The organism is Shewanella sp. MBTL60-007 (genome assembly GCF_019654915.1).
In the GTDB taxonomy this organism is placed as follows: Bacteria; Pseudomonadota; Gammaproteobacteria; order Enterobacterales; family Shewanellaceae; genus Shewanella.
In genome coordinates this window covers 1-20,780 of the sequence record NZ_BPET01000065.1, presented here as the reverse complement: position 1 = coordinate 20,780, position 20,780 = coordinate 1, and the positions used below count along the sequence as shown (strand labels likewise).

Genomic DNA, 20,780 nt, shown 5'->3' with positions numbered 1-20,780 from the left:
GGGAGGCCATTTTATTTGGCCTTAGATTTAAATGGCTATTTTAGTTTAGCCATACTCTCAAACTCTTCATGGCTCAGGTGCTCCGCCACTTGGCGCCAACGCCCACTTAATTTTTCATGATGCTCAATACGTTCGGGAAAAGTTTGAGATAAGTTGTCGATTAACTGCGCCTGCTTTTCACAAAGCTCAAGCCAGCGCTTGGCATTAGATATTTGCATGGTGTCATCCTTTACTAAAATTAAAGTAAATCCTTTGGCTAATACTCAGTCTAGCGCAAACTTGCTGATTCTGTGGCGCAGTACTCTTTTCAATTGTGCTAGGCAGGAGTATCTTAACTTTAGGGCTAAAATCGAACGAAAAGGAAAGCGCATGTCCCCAACCCTACTTAAAATTATTTTTATCGCCATTGCCGTTTTTATTATCTATAAGCTGATTTTCGGCGGCAAAAGAGGTTTAACCCTATTTGAGATGCATTTTAAAGACGGGCGCATGACTTCACACAAGGGCAAGATCCCAGATAAGTTTGCCAAAGAATGCCGTGCTATAGCCAAGTCTAATAAGCTGACTTGTACAGTTCGAGCTGAAAAGCTAGGGGATGTAAGGCTTCACGTATCAGCGAATGTCAGTGATGCAGTGACACAGCGCATTAGAAATGTATTTCCGTTTGAATATTATGATAAGAAGCAGGTTGATAACAGCCGTAAAACATCGTAAATACTATAAAAAACTTTCAGTTCAAGGCCTAAATGGTCTTTGAACTGACTCATTCTTGTTCCCCCCCAAAAAAATCGCTTCACTATTCTACTTTGGATATCACCAAGGTGACTTCAGCCATAGTAACGCCAAATTTAATGATATCACTGCGGTTAATAATGGTGTTTTCATCCACTAAAAACATCCAATCATCAAATGTCACTTGGTACTCTGTATCATCCACAGGCAACAACATTTCATACTGCCATTGCAGCGCCATCCCCACGGCCTGACCTTGAGCTTCGCCTAAAATATCATTTGCCGTACCTGAATATTTTCCGTTACCCAAATCAGTGATATTCCAAATTCGGATCTGTTTTTCACCATCGTCATAAATAAACCATTCTTTGATTTCGCCTTGATTGCCTTGCCAACTTGCCACCATCTCGACAGTGAATCGCCTAGTGACCTTATCGCTGTAATCCTGAACAGTGCCGTGAGCGGTAAGCTTTCCGTCAAAGAATGTCTTTAGATCTAAATTGGGCGTTGTGCCTTGGTAGTCATTAATATCTGAACTTGAGCAGGCACTTAGCAGTAGAAGCCCAAAGGTTACCCCAATCATTTTTAGAAAATCACTTTTGGACTTAACACTTTTTACAAGCTGCTGACTAATGATATTTAGCAATCGCATGCTAGCTCTCCTAGTAGCTGTTTTCTAAGTTCAGGGCGACTTGTTTGCTCTGATAACCATATTGCTAAAAAGTCATCACTAAACCCTTTCGGTAAAGGCTCAGCAAGAGGCTCTCCATTAAAATAAAACTGACTCAAATCAGGGCTAATAACCTTCAAGGATAATCTATCGCCCTCAGTCACATCTGGCCAAATAGCGATGATGGCTGATAGCCACATTTGCTGTTCTTGCTCACTCACACCTAAATGCTGCCATTGGTCTAGCGTGGCCTCAACCAAACGCGAGCTAGGAATGTCTTGGTAATACTCAATATCGAGCATGACTGGATACTCTCCTGAGCTATAGTCGCCATCTAAGGTCAATAATTTTGCTCGATACAGTGAAAACCACCACCAGTCCATCTCACCGCGACCAACCTCTTGAAACTGCTGGTTGCTTGCCACTGTATCAACAGAAGCTCTATTGGAAGTGTTTAAGTCATTACCGGGGAAAGCTGTATCTGTCACAACTTGACTAGACAGCTCATGGCTATGGAGTTGCTCCTCGCTTGCCTCTGCGTGAAAACCAATCAGCGCAAGCAGTATCGATGCTAAAATAACAGAACAGTTTTGGGCCAACATAAGAGACTTCCTAAAATTGTCTTAACAATTGAATTAACGTCATTAGCTCTCGTAAGCAACTCGCTCTAGTTACTTTCATAAGTAACTAATCGCTGGCTCTATTCAACGCCGTGTTTCAAGGAAAGAGCAGACTCACTGCGTTTCATAGGCGTTGAAACTAGGGTACGTTAAACTAAGATGCATTAGACCTAGAGACGTTAACAAACATAGGAAACATTACGAGCCAAGCAACAAACAAGATCACTGCGCTGGAAAATAACCCAAGCGGTAGCTCTACAGCCCCAAACCTTGCCCCCGCTAGATAACTCATACAACCAAATACCCCGCCCAAAATGGCGTTGACTGTCCAATTTAGTTTTTGCGCAAACGTTAAGCTATAGCTTAGGGATATAGCAAAATGACACCAGATCAGCAGCAGCCAAATGGGAAATGGCAGAAACTGAAACACACCACTAAGCATCAAAGCACAATCAAAGAAGAAACCAAAACTTGCTACTTTTAGCATTAACCTTATATCTTGCAGATGGTTAGGTGATAAGTATAAGTGTAAAAGTAATAGCGGCACCGTTAGCCAAAGAGCCGAGTTTTGATACAAGATAGATAGCCACCACACACCTTGAAACATGACCAGATTTATCATGTTCAAGTGCAGTGGCTTAAGCCCAGCAGTAGAGCTCATCAACATATGCCCTTTAATCTATGCGAAATATATGCAGACTAAAGGCTACTATTAGCCGCTACACGATATTGCGGTCTTACCGCCACTAGATGTACGGTACTTGTCGTTCTTTCTAAAAAGCCCCCCTCACAGTAGCTTAAGTAAAACTTCCACATACGAATAAAGTCATCACCGTAGCCAAGCGCTTTTATCTTAGGCAGTGCAGCGTCAAAATTGTCATGCCAATCTTTAAGTGTTTTGGCGTAATCAAGTCCCATATCATCAATTGACCAAGTCACGAAATCAGTATGCTTAGTTAGCTCATTTGTCATGCGCGTCACAGACGGTAAACAACCGCCGGGGAAGATATAACGCTGAATAAAGTCTGCTCCTTTGCGGTAACAGTCATAGCGCTGATCAGCTATGGTAATAGCTTGAATAAGTAATCGACCATTAGGCTTAAGCACACTCTGCAGCTTTTTGAAAAAACCCGGCAAATATTCGTGACCAACGGCTTCAATCATCTCAATCGATACCACGCGATCATATTCTCCACTCAAGATGCGGTAATCGTCTTTAAGTAGCGTGACCGAGTCTTGCAATCCTTCTTGCTCAACCCGCTTTTTGGCATATTCGTATTGCGCATCAGAAATCGTGGTAGTAGTCACCTTAACGCCATAATATTTGGCGGCATAAATAGCTAACGCTCCCCAGCCCGTACCCACTTCCAATATGGTTTGTCCCGGCGATAAATCTAATCGCTCACAAATGGTCTTAAGTTTATGCTGCTGCGCCTCATAGAGCGAAGCACCGCTATGTGGATAAAGCGCACTAGAATACAACATCTCTTTGTCTAGGAACTGCTGATACATGTCATTGCCCAGATCATAATGCGCCAAGATATTGCGCTTAGAACCCTGTTGGGTATTACGATTAAACAGGTGAGATATGCGGCTAAAAGGCGCCGTCAACCAAGATAGCTTTTGCTCAAGCTTATCTAGCAATGGCAAGTTGCGAGCAAACAGTTGCACAACCTTGGTCAGGTCAGGGCTGGTCCAATGCGCTAGAATATAGGCTTCGCCCGCACCAATTGAACCCGACAACAATATTTGTCGGTAAAAACGTGGATTGTTAACGATAATCGTGGCGTGTAAATCAGACTCTTTACGACCAAACTCAAAGGTCTTATCACCGTCGATAAGGCTTAAGTGACCATCAGCAAGTCCGGTAAGCGCACTGAGTAACAACTTTCTTGCAAGGCTGTCCGGCAGACGCTCATTAGCCAGATTATTTTTAGTGGTAATATTTTCCATTATCGTTTCTCCTCTGGCTTACCAGGATGACCAACAAAAGGCACACGCTTTATAAATAACTTAAGTGCTTGCCAATAAATTCCTTGGACGATTTTAAGTGTCATAAAAGGAAAGTTGACCAGCATAGATTGCAAATTTTTCGCACTCATCTCACGCTTAAACAAACATAAATTGGCATCGAATAACTTCTGCGTATTGCGATTTTCAATACCGACTCTGACCTCGCTGCTCGGCGCTTTAATCCGCCAAATGTATTTCATGTCGAGATCCATAAAAGGCGAAACATGAAATGCTTTGTCCGTAGGCTCAGTATGTTCAAGGTTAACCAAGTAATAATGCCGTTGATTCCAGGGGGTATTACTCACCTCGGCCAACATGTATTTAGCCTTATCGCCCTGATAGCAAAAAAAGCAGTTTATCGGGCTAAAATAGATACCAAAATGGCGAACCTGCCCTACAAATACCACTCGGTTACAAGCCGTATTGCTCCCCAACTGCTGAACTTTAGCTAGCACCCGAGTTTTTAAATCATCCACTGATGCATCCATATCGGCGAGCTTGGATAAATAATCCGTTTGCTTAAACCTTAGTGGCGCTGCACGCTTAGATGAAAAAATACGGCTCACGCTTTCTAATGTGTCTAACTCGTCTAAGTCTATGCCCAACATCGCCATAGAATAGTTAAATGCATGCAGGCTTGGCTGATAGCGTTTATGCGCGACGCTACCGATATAAATACCGCTAACAAGCTCATTTTTAACTAACGACTGGCGACTCATAAGCGCATTCCAAATGCTTCACACACATCAAAAGCACTGTGGACACCATCTTCATGAAAACCGTTGTACCAATAGGCACCGGCAAAATGGGTATGATTAATACCCGAGATTAAATCTCGCTGCGACTGCGCTTGCAGGCTCTGTTCATTAAACACCGGATGCGCATAATTAAATGTACGCAATACCTTGTCAGGTGAGATCAATTCAGATTGGTTTAGGGTGACACAAAATGTTGGCGCGCCAGCAGGCAAACGCTGCAAAATATTCATATTGTAGGTAACCGAAGCTTGTTTTTGAGTATCGCCATCTAAACGATAGTTCCAGCTCGCCCATGCAGCCTTGCGTCTTGGCATTAAGCTATCGTCAGTGTGCAGCACGACTTCGTTATTTTGATAAGCAAGCTTACTCAGTACTTGTCGCTCATCATCACTGGCATCTTTAAGCATCGCAAGGGATTGGTCGCTATGACAAGCCAAGACAACCTCGTCAAATACCTGCCAGTCACCGCCACTTACCTGCAATTGCACAGCATCATTTTCTCGCTTAATCGCAGTCACAGGACTATTTAAATGGATTGAGTCTTTAAAAGGTGCGATTAGATCTGGAATGTAGCTGCGAGAGCCACCTTCTAATACATACCACTGCGGCCTGTCGGCAATATTGAGTAAGCCGTGATTTTCAAAAAACTGAATAAAGAAACGCAATGAGAAAGCGCGCATGTCATCGATACTCGATGACCAAATGGCTGCGCCCATCGGCAAAATGTAATGCTCACTAAAGAAGTCACTAAAGCCTTGGCTATCTAACAGCTCTCCCAGAGTTTGGTATTGGTAGCTATCAGCTGCAAAAGCTTGTTTACACAACTTATTAAAACGCAAAATCTCTAAAATGAATGACCAAAACTTGGGCCTAAAAATATTACGCTTTTGGGCAAATAGGCTAGATATTGTATTGCCGTTATACTCAAGACCAGTATTAGTATTGTGCACACTAAAACTCATCTCTGTCGGTAACGCTGTGACATTGAGCCTTGCTAATAACTGCTCAAACCTTGGGTAAGTGCGGTCGTTAAAAACAATAAATCCGGTATCGATAGCGTACTCTTTCCCCGCCACCTCAACATCAACCGTTGCCGTGTGGCCACCAATATAGTCATTGGCCTCAAATACGCTTACATCATGTTTTTGCGATAAAATATGAGCGCAAGTCAAACCTGAAATCCCAGTGCCTACGATAGCGACTTTTTTACGCTGCTTACAGTTTTCAACGATATTCATTGAGACACCTTCTTCGCTTCTTCTGGCTTATTTTTTAGATGATTATCTGTAGTTTTTATAATGGTTGAACTTGCTTTATCTACGCAGTCCCCTTGTAAATTGGTATGCGTATCGGCTGGGCTTACTTGATTGATTCGTTCCCACAAGCGGCGAGGAAGTAGTGAGACAAATTTAAGTAACAAAGTAAAACGTTTAGGAAAGTCGATCTCTCTAACACCTTTAACTAGCCCTTTGCGAATCGCTCTTGATGCTTGTTCACTGGTTTGCTGCATCGGCATGGCAAAATCGTTTTTATCGGTTAGCGGCGTTTTCACAAAGCCTGGGCAAATAACACTGACGCCGATATTGTGCGGTTTAAGATCGATAGCCAAACTGCTTGCTAAGTACTGCACTGCCGCTTTAGATGCGCCATATGCCTCAGCACGGGGAAAAGGTAAATACACGGCGCTGGATCCCATCAAAGCTAACCGACCGCCACTTGCGATAAGGGGAGTAAAAGCCGCTAGGCAATAACCCATTGCAATTAAATTAGTGCGGATCACTCGCTCAAATAAATCACCATCAAAGTTAACCGCATCATTAATATATTCACAGCTACCAGCATTTAAAATCACTAGGTCTAAAGGCGCAGAAAGCTTCTGCTTAATCGCTTTTGCTTGAGCAGCAACATCAAGCTTGTTTGTAATATCAAAAACAAGCAGCTCTGCGCCATGTAACTGTGACAGCGCCTCTTGGTTACGACCACATGCAAAAACCTGCCAACCTTCAGCAAGGTAGTCTAAGGCTAACTGCTGCCCTATACCTGAGCTAGCCCCAGTGATAAGCACACTGTTTTGCGACTTGGTCACTACCTTTTTGCTACTCATTTTGAGGCCTTAGACTTAACCAACTTAACTAAACTACCAATCAGTGGGATATGTTCATAAAGCATACTGCCTAAGTCGAAAAAATCTTGATGCTGATATATTTTGCTATCTAAGGCCAACACGCTGACCCCATCGACTGTGATCTCTGCACCAGCATTTAACTTGGCATGACGAAATGTCATGGTCCATATAAGTGTTGCAGCGCCTTGCTGGTGAATAACTTGATGGATTTCAAAGTTAATTGAACTTATGTTGGCATATAAATTGGCAAAATAATGGGTCAGCGCATTCAACCCCAAAACACGGTGCAGCGGATCACTAAACTCGATGTTGTGACTATAGACTTGCTCTAAAAGGTGTAAGTTATCTTTACTGAGCCGCTGATAAATTGAGATAAAATTATCAATTAGTATCCTTTCTTGGGCGATTTTTTTTGCATTGCTCTGGGCGCCGCCCATAGATGACTCATGTGTTGTCAGTATGCTTGAATTTGCCATCATCCAAATATCTCCTTATCTAAATCTACGCTGCTAGCGCGATCTAACTGCGGTTTATGCCGTATTTCAGCGCCCCCTTTTTTCATTGCTGACAAAACGTTAATTGCGCGCGTTCTGGCAAACTTATGATCAACTATAGGAGAAGCATAGTCTGTATCACCAAAAAGTTTTGCTTGTGAGTGGATTTTAAGCTTATGAATTAACTTCAAATCTACACTTTCAAGCTCTGGTAAATAAGTACGAATAAACGCCCCAGTAGGATCAAATTTTTCGCACTGTGAAATGGGGTTAAACACCCGAAAATAGGGCTGGGCGTCACACCCAGTTCCTGCCGACCATTGCCAACCGCCGTTGTTTGCAGCTAAATCACCATCAATTAGATTTTGCTTGAAATAGCGCTCGCCCCAACGCCAATCAATTAATAAATGTTTAGTCAGAAAGCTCGCCGTCACCATGCGTAAGCGATTATGCATCCAACCTGTTTGGTTTAGCTGCCGCATTGCAGCATCGACGAGTGGGTAGCCTGTACGACCTTGGCACCATGCTTGAAATTCATGTGGATCGTTACGCCACACAATATTATCGGCCAACACATTAAAGTTGCTGCTTTTAGACAGTTTTGGAAATGCAACCAGCAAATGACGATAAAATTCACGCCAAATCAGCTCATTCAACCAGCAACGCCCGGGGCATTCATCGTGCACTAGCGCGTCTGGGTAATGGCTCAATAATGCTTGAATACATTGCCGAGGGCTTAAAATTCCAATCACTAGATACGCCGACAACTGGCTCGTTGCATCAATCGCGGGAAAGTCACGACAATCTTGGTAATCTGCGGCTTTTTGCTGTGCAAATTGACGTAGCTTTTGTTGTGCAGCTTGCTCACCTATTGGCCATTGTGAACTACAGCGTTTTTCACAATTAAACGTCACCAAACTAGGTTTAGGCAAAGGCGCAGCTTGTGCTGCAGGCCTAGGCAAAGTCTGTATCGCTTCTCGCTTAGCTATTGCGCGCCACTTTTTCGCAAAAGGGGTGAACACTTTATACATTTCCCCCGCTAAATTGAGCACGCTCAATGGTGCTAGCAAACAGTGCTGCGGCTTCAGAATGAGATTAACTCCCGCTGCAATGACGCTTGCATCACGGCACCGTTCGTTAAATTCGGGTTCACTCGTTGCAAACACCCTACCTATTTGCCAATCACTAATATATTGGCTTAGCAGACCTGTTACCTCTGAAAAATCATTAATCTGACAGATATCCATTGGGATCCCAAGTTCTGCCAGCTCAATAGCGATTTGGTTTAGCTGTCTTTCTATAAAGTCCAACTGAATGGGGGCAACATCATGAGACGCCCATTGTTTAGGCGTGACAAAAAAAATGGCTCTTACGTCACTTTGATGTGTTTCTGCATATTCGCAGGCAGCAACCAGAGCTTGGTTGTCTTCTAAGCGGAGATCATGCCGAAACCAAACTAAGGCGTTATTCCTTAAGTCTGTATTACTCATGATGTTCTCCATCTGCTGTTGTGTGCTGCTCGACAAGATGAGCTGGCACGGCATAGCCGCACTGCTTCAACAATTGCCCGATGTTGTAATGGGGCGTTCCCAGCGCTTGATTAACAACTTTTGCGTAACTACCAACTAAATAAACATCGCTATTGGCATTGTGAATAAACTGCTGTAGCTCTCTTGTTTCACTTGGACTCATCTGTGGCTTAGGTAATATGAAGATCCGGCGCTGCGCTAACCGCTGGATAATTAATCGCAGTTCACTGCAATTAGTCACGCTGACTAAATTATGATTAACGTGATAAGCCAATAGTTCGGCTGACATTAATAAACCGTTGAATTTCACTCCACCAGCGATCTCAATTAGTAAAGATGGGGTTTGCGCCTCTCCCTGTAATTGCGATAAACGCTTTTTGGCAATACGTGCAGCAAGCTCTTGCTCTAGCCAACCATTAACACAGACCGCATCAGGACGCCCTAATAACAACCCATTAAGGCCATTTAGCCACGGCCAGTAAAGACTGCTTTTTAATACGGCAAATGGGTACAGGCCTGACAATTCAGTTAACTTACTGTTGAGCCCAGCAGCATTAAACTCGAGGCAGCATTGGTTTAGAAACTCAATATGATCTAACCACTGATTTTGCTCTGCATCGCTCAAAGCCTGATTAGGTAAAGCTTGTGCAGCGGCTTTTGTTTGCGACTCTTTTAGTAACGGCTTTACCTTGCTAATAGGTACACCTTGATTAAGCCAAAATAAGATCTCTTCAATCTGAGCCAGATGTACTTCGCCATAAAGTCTATGGCCCTTGGGCGTTCGCTTAGGGACAACTAAACCAAAGCGTCTTTGCCACGCTCTCAATGTAACCGGATTTACTCCGGTGCGCTGAGCTGCATCACCGATGGTTAACCATATTGTTTCATCCTCAATTTTATCCATGCTGCACTCCTCGTTAACAATCAAATATATGCCTAGTAGGCATAACGTAACTTGAGCTCTTGAGGGTGCGGATTAAGATACACTTGGTTCTTAATATAAGGGGTTGGAAACTCTCGCAGATAATGGTTGATCAGCGTCATCGGTACCAAGATAGGTTGCAAGCCTTGGTTGTATTTCAAAATCGACTCAGCAAGCTCTAACTTTTGTGCACTCGAAAGATGCTTTTTGAAGTAACCTTGAATATGTTGCAACGCACTTGTGTGGTTTTTCCGGGTCGCCTTAATCTTTAAGATCTGCATAAACCCAGTGAAATAATCAGCAGCAATCTGCTCAAGATCACCAGTCATATCCGCAAGCAAAGGACCTAATGCTCGATACAGTTTAGGGTTATGCGCCATCAACATGTATTTATAGCGAGCATGAAAGTCGAGAATATTACGCTTAGTAAAGCCAGCGGCTTGTAGGCAGTGCCAATCATGATAGGCATATACCCGGGTAAAAAAATTCTCTCGAATGGGTAAGTCGTGTAAACGCCCCTCTTCTTCAACGGGAAGCTGTGGGTAACGCTGCATCAACTTTCTAGCATAAACACCAATGCCGGACTTACAGCCATTGTTAGTGCCATACTTGTACTCAGTGACCCGTTCCATCCCGCAGGTTGGCGATTTAGCACATAGAATGTAGCCACCTAAGAAATCGAGCTGTGCGACTTTTTTATCACTAAACTCATTAAGCTTGTCGGTGACATCAACCGAACCATCGGCACTTTTAACAAAGATAATATCGCCGTCTTTTTCTAAACGAATAGATTTACGTGGCGCGCCCATTCCGATTGCCATCTCAGGACATACAGGAACATAATCGAAGTGTTCAGCAATTTCTTTACGGCAATAGCTTGATGCTTTATGCCCGCCGTCGAAACGCACTTTTTCACCTAGCAAACAAGCGCTAATACCAATCTGGATTTTATCTGGATTAAATTGGCTCATAGTCATACTCCTATTTGCATGACATTACGCAGCATACTTGTACAAGGATCACTTTCTTGTATAAGTTTTATCCCAATTATTTCAACTCATTATTTCTCCCATAAAAAAACGCCAGCAATTTGCTGGCGTTTTTATGTACTACCGACAACTGTTAAGCCTTGCGGCTCTTATCGGCAAACTGCTCTAGTCCCCACACCAGTAGAATACCGGCAAACATAGCTATCACGGCATAGAGCATCAAAGAAGGCTGACCAGTGATATGTTCATACTGCATCGGTGAGAGTATACGCTCATCTAGCGGTACCATTTCACCCTTTGAATTTTCACGGAAGGTCAGCACCTCTTTCCAAGGCCAGATCTTACCTAAGGTGCCCAGCATGAGCCCGATTAAAAACATCAGCGTTGCGTCATGATACTTCCGAAGTAAAGCCGACAATACATGACTAAAGCTGAGTATGCCTATCGCAGCACCTGCGGCAAAGGTCGCCATAATGCTAATTTCAAAATTCTTAACCGCGCCAATCACAGGGGTGTATAAACCAAGCAACAATAAAATAAAGCTGCCAGAGATCCCCGGTAAGATCATCGCTGTAATCGCAATACAACCTCCCAAGAACACGTTGAGGTAGGTCATCTCAACTGCAATAGGGTTTAGCATGGTTATTCCCCACGCAAACACCGCCCCCAAGGCAAACAAAGCTATGCGCCCTAAGGTAAAGCCCTTCACTTGCTTAAGCATATGAATGACAGAAATCAGTATCAGGCCAAAAAAGAATGACCACACAGGGATCGGATGGGTAACCAGCAAGTATGTGATCAATTTGGCTAGACTCAGAATACTGGTCAATATGCCACCGAATACACAAACTAAGAATGGACCATTAATATGCATGAAAGCCGCTTTAATGCCCTGCTCTTTAATCACGCCCAGTAAAGAGGGTCTAATTTTTTTAATACTTTCCAATAACGGATCGAGAATCGCCGTAATAAAGGCGATCGTACCGCCTGATACCCCAGGGACAACATCGGCTGCGCCCATCGCCATTCCCTTAAGGTAGGTCTTTAAATAATTCACTTTATTCCTTAATTCACTCAAAACTGCTCGCCGGCAAAATTATACGTTCCATTCCAACCAAAAAGGAAATGAAGTTTGCTTTTATAAAGGTAAATTAACCTACGGCTGGCATTTAATGTTAATTCGATGTTAATCTCATCTGACCAGTTCAGCAAACAGGGAACGAGATGAACCAGTTCGAACAAAATCAAAAAACCACCAAGGTGATGTCACTCTATAACCGCGTCACCAAACTGCCCTTTGGCAACAAGCTTTTTTCCTTAATGGTTAGCCGAATGGCACCTTACTTCGGTACAGTAAAACCCATCATTAGTGAATTAAATGTGAATCGCTGTGTTTGCCAAATAAAAAAACGCAAAGCAGTACACAACCATATTCAGACTGTACACGTTATCGCTATCTGTAACGGCCTAGAAATGGCTATGGGAGTCATGGCTGAAGCGTCAATCCCGTCACATCTAAGATGGATCCCTAAGGGAATGAGCGTGGACTACACAGCCAAGGCGGGTAGCGATATTACCTGTGTTGCCGAGGTAAAGCCTGAGCAATGGGTACCCGGTGATATGCTGGTCCCCGTCACCGCTTACGATACAGATGGCGTAGTTGTAGTTCAAGGCACCATCAAGCTGTGGATCTCTGAAAAGCCAAGCAAAAGCTAGCCCTCAGCCTAGGCTTAAAAATATTCTTTTGTCGGTCGCTGTTTCCCTGCTATTATTTCCAGAACTACCGAAACATATTTTCTTTTTGAGTTAAAACGTATGGATACTGAAATTGCGGCGAAAGCCCTGAAAGAGCTAGGCCACCCGACTCGGTTAACCCTATTTAGAACCCTAGTCAAAGCCGGACATGAGGGGTTACCCGTTGGCCACCTACAAGAGATCTTACAGATCCCAAACTCGACGCTGTCACATCACCTATCAAGCTTAATGTCTGCCGGGCTAGTCAAGCAGCATAGGGAGGGACGCGTACTACATTGCATTCCCCAATTTGACTGCTTAGAGAGCCTGATTCAATTCTTACAGGAAGAGTGCTGCTCAGGAGAGTCCTGCTAACAGAGCTTTTATAGCGCATTAAACCTGACTATATTCAATAGAAATGCACTAAATATCAGTGTTGTAATCAGTGGCACAGTGATAGAAACAGATAGTACCCGATGACAAAAAACGCAGTATCAACTGGTGTAATAGATAGCTGGGATGACGCCAAGGGATTTGGTTTTATCCAAATCCCCAGTCAGAAGCAGCAGGTCTTTTTACACATTTCAGCCTTTACTCATCAAGGAAAAAGGCCACAAGCAGGTAACCGGGTCCAATTTTGCCTAGCTAAAGATAAACAAGGTAAGTGGCGTGCAGATAAGGTGCGACTACTCGGTGGCGGCGCAACAAAGGCCAGTCGAAAAATTAGCGGCTCACCAAACCGATTGAGTATCGCTATTGCACTGAGTTTTATCGCCGCCTTGAGCATTGGCTACACGCTGCAGCATTTTCCTCTTTGGCTGTTCCTCTATTTTATCTCTGCTAGCCTAGTGACATTTATCGCCTATGGCTGGGATAAGCGCTCTGCACGTAACAATCGCTGGCGAGTAAGTGAATTTAAGCTTCACCTATTAAGCTTGGCGGGCGGCTGGCCTGGCGCCCTACTTGCTCAGCAGTGGCTAAGGCACAAGTCTGCTAAGGGTCGTTTTAAATTCATCTTATGGTTAACAATAAGCGCCAATCTAGCGCTTATTTATCTCATCCACAGGCCAGAATTAAATACACTGTTAAACTAAAAGTAGCAAAACGCAGCGCTAAATTAGCGCTGCGTTTTTTGGTGTGAATTGCGTTTGGACTGAGCCAACTCTTGGCTGAAATAACTTAAGGCGTTACGGTCACTTCTGCTGAGCCCGATACCAATCCCATAGTCGCTGTCACAGTGGTAGTACCAACACCTATAGCGTTAATAGTATCTTTGTGCCCATAGGCGATATTATCATCTATTGAGCTCCAATTGACATATTTAGCGTAGTCAAACACATCACCATTGCTATAAGTCACCATCACCTGAACAGTTTGATAATCGCCATTTTTAAGTGTCAAGGTATTCGGAATAATCTCTACCTGTTCAACTACATTAGGTTCAACGTTCAACAACAAGCTATCGGTAAGTCCGGCGTATGATGCCGAAATAGTTGCAGAGCCATCCAGACTGACTCCCATAGCTTCGCCGGCACGGGAGTTACCTGTTTGGATTGATATTGTATGAGGATCATCACTTCTCCAATCCGCATCTAAGGTAATATCGACCACAGTGGCATCAGAAAAATACGCATTAGCATAAAACTTCTGAATGTTTTCAGAGTAAACCGTATCGAGTCTAGGGGTGATCTCTATGCGCTCTATCACGGCTGCGGTAACTTGCGTACTAACACTATCAACAGCGCCGTCAAATTGGGCTGTGATCTCACTCATGCCCACAGCTTTAGCCGTGGCCGTACCACCATTGGTCCCCGAAGTAACGATATGTACCACATCCGGAGCACTTGAAGACCAAGTTGCGAGCTCTGTTACATCCTCATCGGGCCTATCGATATAAGTTGCAACCGCTTTATAGCGCCCCTTAGTGCCAATGGGTGCCGACAGATTATCGGGGGTAACCGTCAACGCAATAAGCTCACTGTCATAGACATTGATCCTGCCTTGCCCCTGAACACCTTGATAAATCGCAAAGGTATCCGTTGCCCCCACTTCTATACCGTGTACAAGACCATTACCGTCGATGGAAGCTTTACTCGCATCCCCCGCCCGCCAGTCACTGACATTTGTAACGTCTTTTTGAATTATCGCTCCGCTATCATTTCTATAAACAGCAAATGCCTGTAACTGGGTCGTTTTATTCACGATAACGTAAGTATCGGCGGGCTCGACTTGCACACCTAAATATTCTAAATCGCTGACAATAACTAGAGCTTCAGCGTCCATACCGTAGTAATGCGCTTTCACACTTGTCTGTCCGTGAGCATCTCCAGTCACCCTACCTGCAGAGAACCCCGAGGGGACAACATGTGCTATTGAGTCATCAGCTAAAGTCCATGTTGATGCCGTCGATACATCATATGAGTAACCATCAGAATAGAAGGCTCTCGCGATATATTGCTGACTTTCATTAATATTTACCGTCGAGCTTACTGGCGTGACCTGAAAATCTACTAAGGTAGGTTCACTAACAAAAAGTGAAGCGCTAGCCGTGAGTGATTTATAACTCGCTTGGATCTCTGTGTTACCCGACAATAAAGTATGGGCCACACCTTGCGAGTCGACAGTGGCAATGTCTGTTTGGCTGCTCTGCCAACTCGACGCTAATGTGACCTCTTTACTGCTTCCGTCTGAGAAGCGAGCAAAGGCTTGATACGCTTGATCCAGCCCCGCTGCAACCGATGCATCTACTGGTGATACCGTCAATTCGACTAATTCAGCAGGCGTTACCTTAACGACTGCAGTATCCGTTGCCGTTAAATACTGAGCCGTGACGGAAGTCTGCCCAACTTCTACGGCGCTGGCAAAACCGCTGTTAGGTGCGCCAGTATCGATATGCACTATCGCCTCATCACTCGATCTCCAGGTTGCAACCTTAGTGATATCTTCAGAGGTGTTATCGGTATAGAAAGCACGGGCAGCAAACTGCCCTTCAGTCCCTACTGGCACACTGATTAAACTTGGTGTGACACGAATATAATTAAGTTGTGCATCGATCACGTTCAGTTCAGCTGTCGCCTGTAAACCACTATAACTTGCACTAACGATGATATTGCCAGCCTTATAGCTTTGAGCAACGCCCAATCGATTAAGCGTTGCGACCTCGCTATCTGAGCTGTTCCAATTTACAACGTCTGTAAGGGGCTTGGTGCTCCCATCGGAGAACACACCTATCGCTTGATAGGGCTGACTGAGCCCTGCAGCAATACTGCTATAAGCCGGTGAGATCACCAGATTTTCAATAACAGCATCGGTTACCTTTACATCAACCTTATCGCTCTGCCCTTCAAAATCCGCTTGAACTTTTGTCGTCCCAACCGCAATTGCCTCGGCAAAGCCCGCCTCGCTTCCCGTTGCCGCAATATTAACTAGGCTTGGATCGATAACACTCCAGGTGGCTAAATGGGTGACATCACTCGTATGGCCATCGGAATAAAATGCATCGGCACGATACTGCCCCGTCGTCCCCAACGGAACAGAGAGGTTTGCAGGAGAGACTTGAAGACTCGTCACTTCGGCATCGGTCACATTAAGCTCTGCAACTGCTGAGAAACCGATATAACTCGCCTGGATTTGACTCAGCCCTTGTTGGTAACTTTGTGCTAAGCCATATTTATCAATGGTTGCAACTGCTAATGCGCTAGATTGCCAGCTGGCTACATAGGTTAACTCTTTATGACTACCGTCAGAGAAGATGCCAAACAATCGATACTGCTGAGTGTTCCCCGCCGCCACTGTCGCTGTTACAGGCGTCAAAGTAACCGACTCGAGTATTGCACTGGTGACATTAACATTGGCGCTTGCTTGCATGCCTTGATAGCTAGCCTCAACGCTCGAGTTTCCTTGAGCCGCACCTTCGGCAAGACCAACAGAGTTCACCTGAACAATTGAGGGCGACAGTGAACTCCAATTGGCTAAGCTAGTGACATCGCTACTATGACCATCTGAATAATAAGCCGTTGCAATCAATTGCTGGCTATAACCTACCGCGATGCTGCTCTGTGCGGGTGAAACCTGCAATTGAGTGATAACCGCATCAGTCACAACTAAATCTGCACTGACCTGCATGCCAAGATAACTGGCAACAATCTTCACCTGCCCCTCAACAAGACTATGCGCTAAGCCAAAGCGGTCAATGGTGGCAATGCTGGTATCGCTGGTTTGCCAATAGGCATAAGGCGTTACCTCTTTACTGCTAGCATCAGAAAAGAGTGCGAACAATTGATAAGGCTGATTATTGCCTGCTGCAACGCTCGCGCTGACTGGTGAGATGACTAGGCTCTGTAAAATTGCAGGGGTGACCTTGGCCGTTGTTTTGCTGCTGATGGTTGTCAATGCCCCTATCTCAGCTACAGCTTGCGAATCGCGCCCCATAGATGTTGAGCTGACTCCAGAGCTTAGCCCTGCATAGGTTGCTGTGATCTCTACCAGCCCCTCGCGGAGCCCCTTAGCATAACCAGCATCGACTCCGGTATTAACAATGTTCACGACTTCTCTGTTACTCGATATCCAGCTCGCCTGCTGAGTAACATCCTTGCTATGCCCATCTGAGTAATAGGCGGTTGCAATATACTGCCCTTGCGTACCTATGGGCACCTGAAGATCTCTCGGTGAGATCTGTAAATCGACCAAAGTCGCTGCCGTCACCATTAACTCTGTTGACTGACTCTGTCCCAGATAATCGAAGCGGATCTCGGTAATCCCCTCTTGATAAGTATCCGCAATACCAGAAAGCCCTCCCGTTAAGCCAACAGAAGCAATTTGCGGCTCACGACTTTGCCAATACCCCAAGCTCGTGACATCTTTTACGCTACCATCACTAAAACTTGCATGGGCATGATATTGAACCTGAGTACCAGCCGGTACTTGGGTATTTAAAGGAGAGATCTGCAGCGAGATTAACACTGCATCGGTAACCTCTAGCTGTGCATTGGCACTTAGCTCTTGATAGGTGGCGGTTATGCTTGAACGGCCAACCGCTTTTGCGGTGGCATCACCAGCATTTTGCCCTTGTGCTGTTATGTCGACAACATCAGGTTGTGATGCTGACCAGAGTGCATCACGGCTCACATCTTTTACCTGACCATCTGAAAAATAAGCCGTAGCAACATAATTGCCTTTGGTTCCCACAGGAAATGTCCCTTGGGCAGGAGCCACAATTAAGTTACTGAGCTGCGCATCCACAACCGTCGCGCTGGTTGTATCGGATAAGCTAATATCAGCAAAGGAGAGCGTCGCCGTTACTCGTGTTTGCCCCAGTGCCTTAGCCACTAAAAAACCTTGGTCATCGATAGACGCAATATCCACGGACGAGCTTTGCCACACTGACTGCGGCGTCACATCGATACTCAAACCGTCTTCTAATAACAGGTGTGCATGATACTGCAGACTGGTGCCGTTCGGTAATGCTTCATCGGGGGGAGTAATTAATAGCTGACTAGGTTTAGTCGCTAGCACGACTAATGTTGCCAATGCCTCTTGAGCAGAAAAATGCGCTTTCACCTGCGTTACACCCACTGCAAGCCCCTTTGCGATGCCGATAGCTTCTCCATCGCTCCCGATCGTTGTGATATTGGTGTCTAAGCTTGTCCAGCTAGCATCGTTAGTCACATCTTGTTGATGACCATCGGCAAATAAAGCCAAGGCACGATAACGCTGACTCATTCCAACCAATATCTGCGCCTGTCCAGGTTCAATATTCAGTGCGATCAGAGCGGCATCCGTCACCCTAAGTGCCGCGCTATCGGTTAATACCTTGCCCGCTTCTTGTGCAGGGGGAAGACTTGCTGTGATCTGCACCTCTCCCGCTAAGACCCCCATAGCGACACCATTTGCAGAAATACTGGCAAGCGTAGGCTCACTGCTCGACCAACTAACCTCTTGGCTGACATCCTTAGTTGCGCCATCGCTGTAGGTAGCGATAGCTTGATAAACTTGCTGAGTACTTACTGCGATAACACTGTTGCTTGGAGTAATATCAAGAGCTACTGCATAGGCAGGGCATGGGTCATCGGGTCCACCGCAGTCCCCAGTAGGAAAACCATCGTCATCGCCGCCACAACCAGCAAGAATCAATAAAGTCAGCAAGAACAGCTGGCGATATACTTGTTTAAATAAGGACATATTTAGATCTCCGGCTTCATTTCTGATGTCGTTGATTGGATGTGTATTAACACACGGCGGTTTTCATGGCGATGCTCAGGGGTATCGTTTTTCATTACTGGGAATTGCTCACCATAACCATGTACCTCTATCTGCTCGGGTTTTATGCCCGCTGCAATGAGGTAGTCTGCGACGGCTTGAGCCCTACGCTCCGACAATGCTTGGTTGTAGGCTGCGTTGCCTTTAGAGTCGGTATAACCTTTAATATAGGCTACAGCCGTGGGGACTTGCTTTAACCGCTCAACCACTGGCGCTAAAGAATCGGGATTAGTTAATTCACTGCTGTCAAAATCGAATAAACTGGTTACCGTAACTGCTGGTAATACAATAGCTTTAGGTGTTACAGGAGGAATTTTTTCAGGTAAGGTTACCGGGGTCTCTTTAGCAGACGGCTGCACTTTTTCTGCACTTTGACCAAAACGATAGCTAATACCTAAAGTGGTTAAGTGGCCATTGCTACCACCGATTAGCTCACTGCCTAAGCTATCGATATATTGATACTCGAGTCGTGCGACCCATGAAGGCGATAGCTGATACTCAACCCCAGCACCTAGTATCGGTGCCCAATCAGAATCTGAATTACGGCTGTTAGGGCCACGATTATCACCATCCCAGTAGAAACTACCAGCCTTTGCAAATAGCTCAAAACTTTCACTCAAGCTAAACCGAGTCACCGCCGAGAGTTCCCAGCCTTTCATGCTACCAATATAAGTATTATCGACACCGCTTTCTGAGTAATGCGCCACTGCCTCACCTAAATCAAGGTAAGCGGTCTCAAAACCCAGATATTGCCATGCTTGATAACCAGCAAAACCGCCAAAGCCAACATCGTTTCCATCACAGGCTATACTCCAGCTTTCACACGCATTTTGATAATGCATCTGGCCAGCCTTTGCTCCAAGATAAAAGTAAGGCTCAAACTCTTTTACAGGTTCTGCGCCATCAAGCTGCGCTGCGTAAGAAACACCTAAAGGCAGATATAGGAGAGTTGAAAGGACAATTGAAAAACTTCTCACGGAGCTTAGTTTAAACATGGCTTTTCCTCGATAACGGTGTGTTAAAGATTAGGTTCGCAACCGAACATAGTAGCTCACCTTTGTCACATTATCATATTAACCGCAACAATAACCCTCATAAGCCACAGTTATCAATCAATAAGCTGATAGTTTTCAGTTCATCAAACAAATCGCTAAACATCAGGTTTTCATGCGATATAAACTGTATTCTTTGATGATTAAAGCTGAGATTTACCTCAAGATAGTGATTAGCTATCATAGGCGCTCAAATCTAAACAAGGTGGCTCAAAAATGAGAATGGTTTTAGCTGTTGTAGTTATTGCATGTGTTGTTTTTTACTTTTTTACGTCTATGAATAACCAGAAAGCTGCCAAAGAAAATATCGCCGTAGGTAACAGTTTTCTTGCTGAGAATAAACTTAAAGATGGAGTAACAACTACTGCATCAGGTCTACAGTACCAAGTACTTGAGGCGGGAACAGGTACTGAGCATCCAAAAGCGAGCGACACAGTGACAGTGCATTATCACGGTACACTCATCGATGGCACTGTTTTCGATAGCTCTGTTGAACGTGGCGAGCCCATTGCATTCCCGCTTAATCGTGTGATTAAAGGTTGGACTGAAGGGGTGCAGTTAATGGTGGTCGGTGAAAAAGCTCGCTTCTTTATTCCAAGTGAGCTGGCATACGGTAATCGCAGCGCAGGAAAAATTGCTGCTGGCTCAACCCTGATTTTTGATGTAGAGCTAATCAGTATCGATTAATCACGCTGATTATTTGTCTGATTAAAAGAAAAGCCCGAATGGTTGTCCGTTCGGGCTTTTTGTTAGCAATTGTCTTGTCCTGGAATGTGTTTACACATTTAGGACTTTATTATGACCACACCAATACCAGCCCGCGTTAAGCGAACACAGCGAGATTATTCGTTAGGCTTTAAATTACAAGTTGTAGCTGCCGTAGA

The 20,780-nt window shown here is 44.7% G+C and carries 20 protein-coding genes; 5 read left to right on the top strand and 15 right to left on the bottom strand.

All coding sequences use genetic code 11. The features are described from left to right. Positions 1-35 precede the first annotated feature (35 nt). On the bottom strand, positions 36-218 hold the full coding sequence (locus K5Q92_RS20350) for a hypothetical protein (protein WP_220770698.1): 183 nt from the start codon (positions 216-218) through the stop codon (positions 36-38). A gap of 151 nt (positions 219-369) precedes the next feature. On the opposite strand from K5Q92_RS20350, the gene K5Q92_RS20345 reads away from it, so the two are divergent. Beyond that, on the top strand, positions 370-714 hold the full coding sequence (locus K5Q92_RS20345; RefSeq protein ID WP_220770697.1) for a DUF3634 family protein: 345 nt from the start codon (positions 370-372) through the stop codon (positions 712-714). An 82-nt stretch (positions 715-796) separates the two neighbouring features. Here the strand turns inward: K5Q92_RS20345 and K5Q92_RS20340 are convergent, their stop codons facing one another. From K5Q92_RS20340 to K5Q92_RS20285, 12 genes are all read right to left on the bottom strand, one after another. Further along, on the bottom strand, positions 797-1,315 hold the full coding sequence (locus K5Q92_RS20340) for a DUF3833 domain-containing protein (RefSeq protein WP_374758461.1): 519 nt from the start codon (positions 1,313-1,315) through the stop codon (positions 797-799). A gap of 56 nt (positions 1,316-1,371) precedes the next feature. Beyond that, entirely contained in the window at positions 1,372-2,004 is a 633-nt protein-coding gene (locus tag K5Q92_RS20335) for a chalcone isomerase family protein (protein WP_220770695.1), read from the bottom strand. A 172-nt stretch (positions 2,005-2,176) separates the two neighbouring features. Next, complete coding sequence (locus K5Q92_RS20330; RefSeq protein ID WP_220770694.1) at positions 2,177-2,683, bottom strand: DUF2878 domain-containing protein; 507 nt, start codon at positions 2,681-2,683, stop codon at positions 2,177-2,179. A 38-nt stretch (positions 2,684-2,721) separates the two neighbouring features. Continuing rightward, complete coding sequence (locus tag K5Q92_RS20325) at positions 2,722-3,975, bottom strand: cyclopropane-fatty-acyl-phospholipid synthase family protein (RefSeq protein ID WP_220770693.1); 1,254 nt, start codon at positions 3,973-3,975, stop codon at positions 2,722-2,724. Continuing rightward, the gene (locus K5Q92_RS20320) at positions 3,975-4,754 is read right to left on the bottom strand and encodes a DUF1365 domain-containing protein (RefSeq protein WP_220770692.1); all 780 of its coding nucleotides are present in this window, start codon (positions 4,752-4,754) and stop codon (positions 3,975-3,977) included. Before K5Q92_RS20320 ends, K5Q92_RS20325 begins: the two co-directional genes overlap by 1 nt. Beyond that, positions 4,751-6,031: an NAD(P)/FAD-dependent oxidoreductase gene (locus K5Q92_RS20315; protein WP_220770691.1), complete on the bottom strand. Its 1,281-nt coding sequence runs from the start codon at positions 6,029-6,031 to the stop codon at positions 4,751-4,753. The genes K5Q92_RS20320 and K5Q92_RS20315 overlap by 4 nt, the downstream gene beginning before the upstream one ends. Further along, positions 6,028-6,897: an SDR family NAD(P)-dependent oxidoreductase gene (locus K5Q92_RS20310; protein WP_220770690.1), complete on the bottom strand. Its 870-nt coding sequence runs from the start codon at positions 6,895-6,897 to the stop codon at positions 6,028-6,030. The genes K5Q92_RS20315 and K5Q92_RS20310 overlap by 4 nt, the downstream gene beginning before the upstream one ends. Beyond that, complete coding sequence (locus tag K5Q92_RS20305) at positions 6,894-7,397, bottom strand: nuclear transport factor 2 family protein (protein ID WP_259649650.1); 504 nt, start codon at positions 7,395-7,397, stop codon at positions 6,894-6,896. The genes K5Q92_RS20310 and K5Q92_RS20305 overlap by 4 nt, the downstream gene beginning before the upstream one ends. Then, on the bottom strand, positions 7,394-8,902 hold the full coding sequence (gene phrB, locus K5Q92_RS20300) for a deoxyribodipyrimidine photo-lyase (RefSeq protein ID WP_220770689.1): 1,509 nt from the start codon (positions 8,900-8,902) through the stop codon (positions 7,394-7,396). The genes K5Q92_RS20305 and phrB overlap by 4 nt, the downstream gene beginning before the upstream one ends. Further along, positions 8,895-9,845 carry a MerR family transcriptional regulator gene (locus K5Q92_RS20295; protein WP_220770688.1) on the bottom strand — a complete coding sequence of 317 codons (951 nt, stop codon included), beginning with the start codon at positions 9,843-9,845 and terminating at the stop codon, positions 8,895-8,897. The genes phrB and K5Q92_RS20295 overlap by 8 nt, the downstream gene beginning before the upstream one ends. A 32-nt stretch (positions 9,846-9,877) precedes the next feature. Next, positions 9,878-10,834: a DUF523 and DUF1722 domain-containing protein gene (locus K5Q92_RS20290; RefSeq protein ID WP_220770687.1), complete on the bottom strand. Its 957-nt coding sequence runs from the start codon at positions 10,832-10,834 to the stop codon at positions 9,878-9,880. Positions 10,835-10,985: 151 nt separating this feature from the next. Then, the gene (locus tag K5Q92_RS20285; protein ID WP_220770686.1) at positions 10,986-11,909 is read right to left on the bottom strand and encodes a DUF368 domain-containing protein; all 924 of its coding nucleotides are present in this window, start codon (positions 11,907-11,909) and stop codon (positions 10,986-10,988) included. A gap of 167 nt (positions 11,910-12,076) precedes the next feature. On the opposite strand from K5Q92_RS20285, the gene K5Q92_RS20280 reads away from it, so the two are divergent. The 3 genes from K5Q92_RS20280 to K5Q92_RS20270 all read left to right on the top strand — a co-directional run bounded on the left by K5Q92_RS20280 (position 12,077) and on the right by K5Q92_RS20270 (position 13,680). Continuing rightward, the gene (locus K5Q92_RS20280) at positions 12,077-12,568 is read left to right on the top strand and encodes a hotdog fold domain-containing protein (RefSeq protein WP_220770685.1); all 492 of its coding nucleotides are present in this window, start codon (positions 12,077-12,079) and stop codon (positions 12,566-12,568) included. 99 nt (positions 12,569-12,667) lie between these two features. Further along, the gene (locus tag K5Q92_RS20275) at positions 12,668-12,961 is read left to right on the top strand and encodes a helix-turn-helix transcriptional regulator (protein WP_220770684.1); all 294 of its coding nucleotides are present in this window, start codon (positions 12,668-12,670) and stop codon (positions 12,959-12,961) included. Positions 12,962-13,062: 101 nt separating this feature from the next. Then, a complete protein-coding gene (locus tag K5Q92_RS20270) occupies positions 13,063-13,680 on the top strand; it encodes a DUF1294 domain-containing protein (protein ID WP_220770683.1) in 618 nt (205 codons plus the stop codon). An 85-nt stretch (positions 13,681-13,765) separates the two neighbouring features. On the opposite strand, the gene K5Q92_RS20265 is transcribed toward K5Q92_RS20270, so the two are convergent. Then, positions 13,766-18,766 (bottom strand): Ig-like domain-containing protein, encoded by a 5,001-nt coding sequence (locus K5Q92_RS20265; RefSeq protein ID WP_220770682.1) that lies wholly within the window; start codon positions 18,764-18,766, stop codon positions 13,766-13,768. A gap of 2 nt (positions 18,767-18,768) precedes the next feature. Further along, positions 18,769-19,839: an OmpA family protein gene (locus K5Q92_RS20260; protein WP_220770681.1), complete on the bottom strand. Its 1,071-nt coding sequence runs from the start codon at positions 19,837-19,839 to the stop codon at positions 18,769-18,771. Between the two features lie 273 nt (positions 19,840-20,112). Here K5Q92_RS20260 and K5Q92_RS20255 point away from each other — a divergent pair, with 273 nt between their 5' ends. Continuing rightward, positions 20,113-20,583, top strand: coding sequence for an FKBP-type peptidyl-prolyl cis-trans isomerase (locus K5Q92_RS20255; RefSeq protein ID WP_220770680.1), 471 nt, complete (start codon positions 20,113-20,115; stop codon positions 20,581-20,583). Positions 20,584-20,780 lie beyond the last annotated feature (197 nt).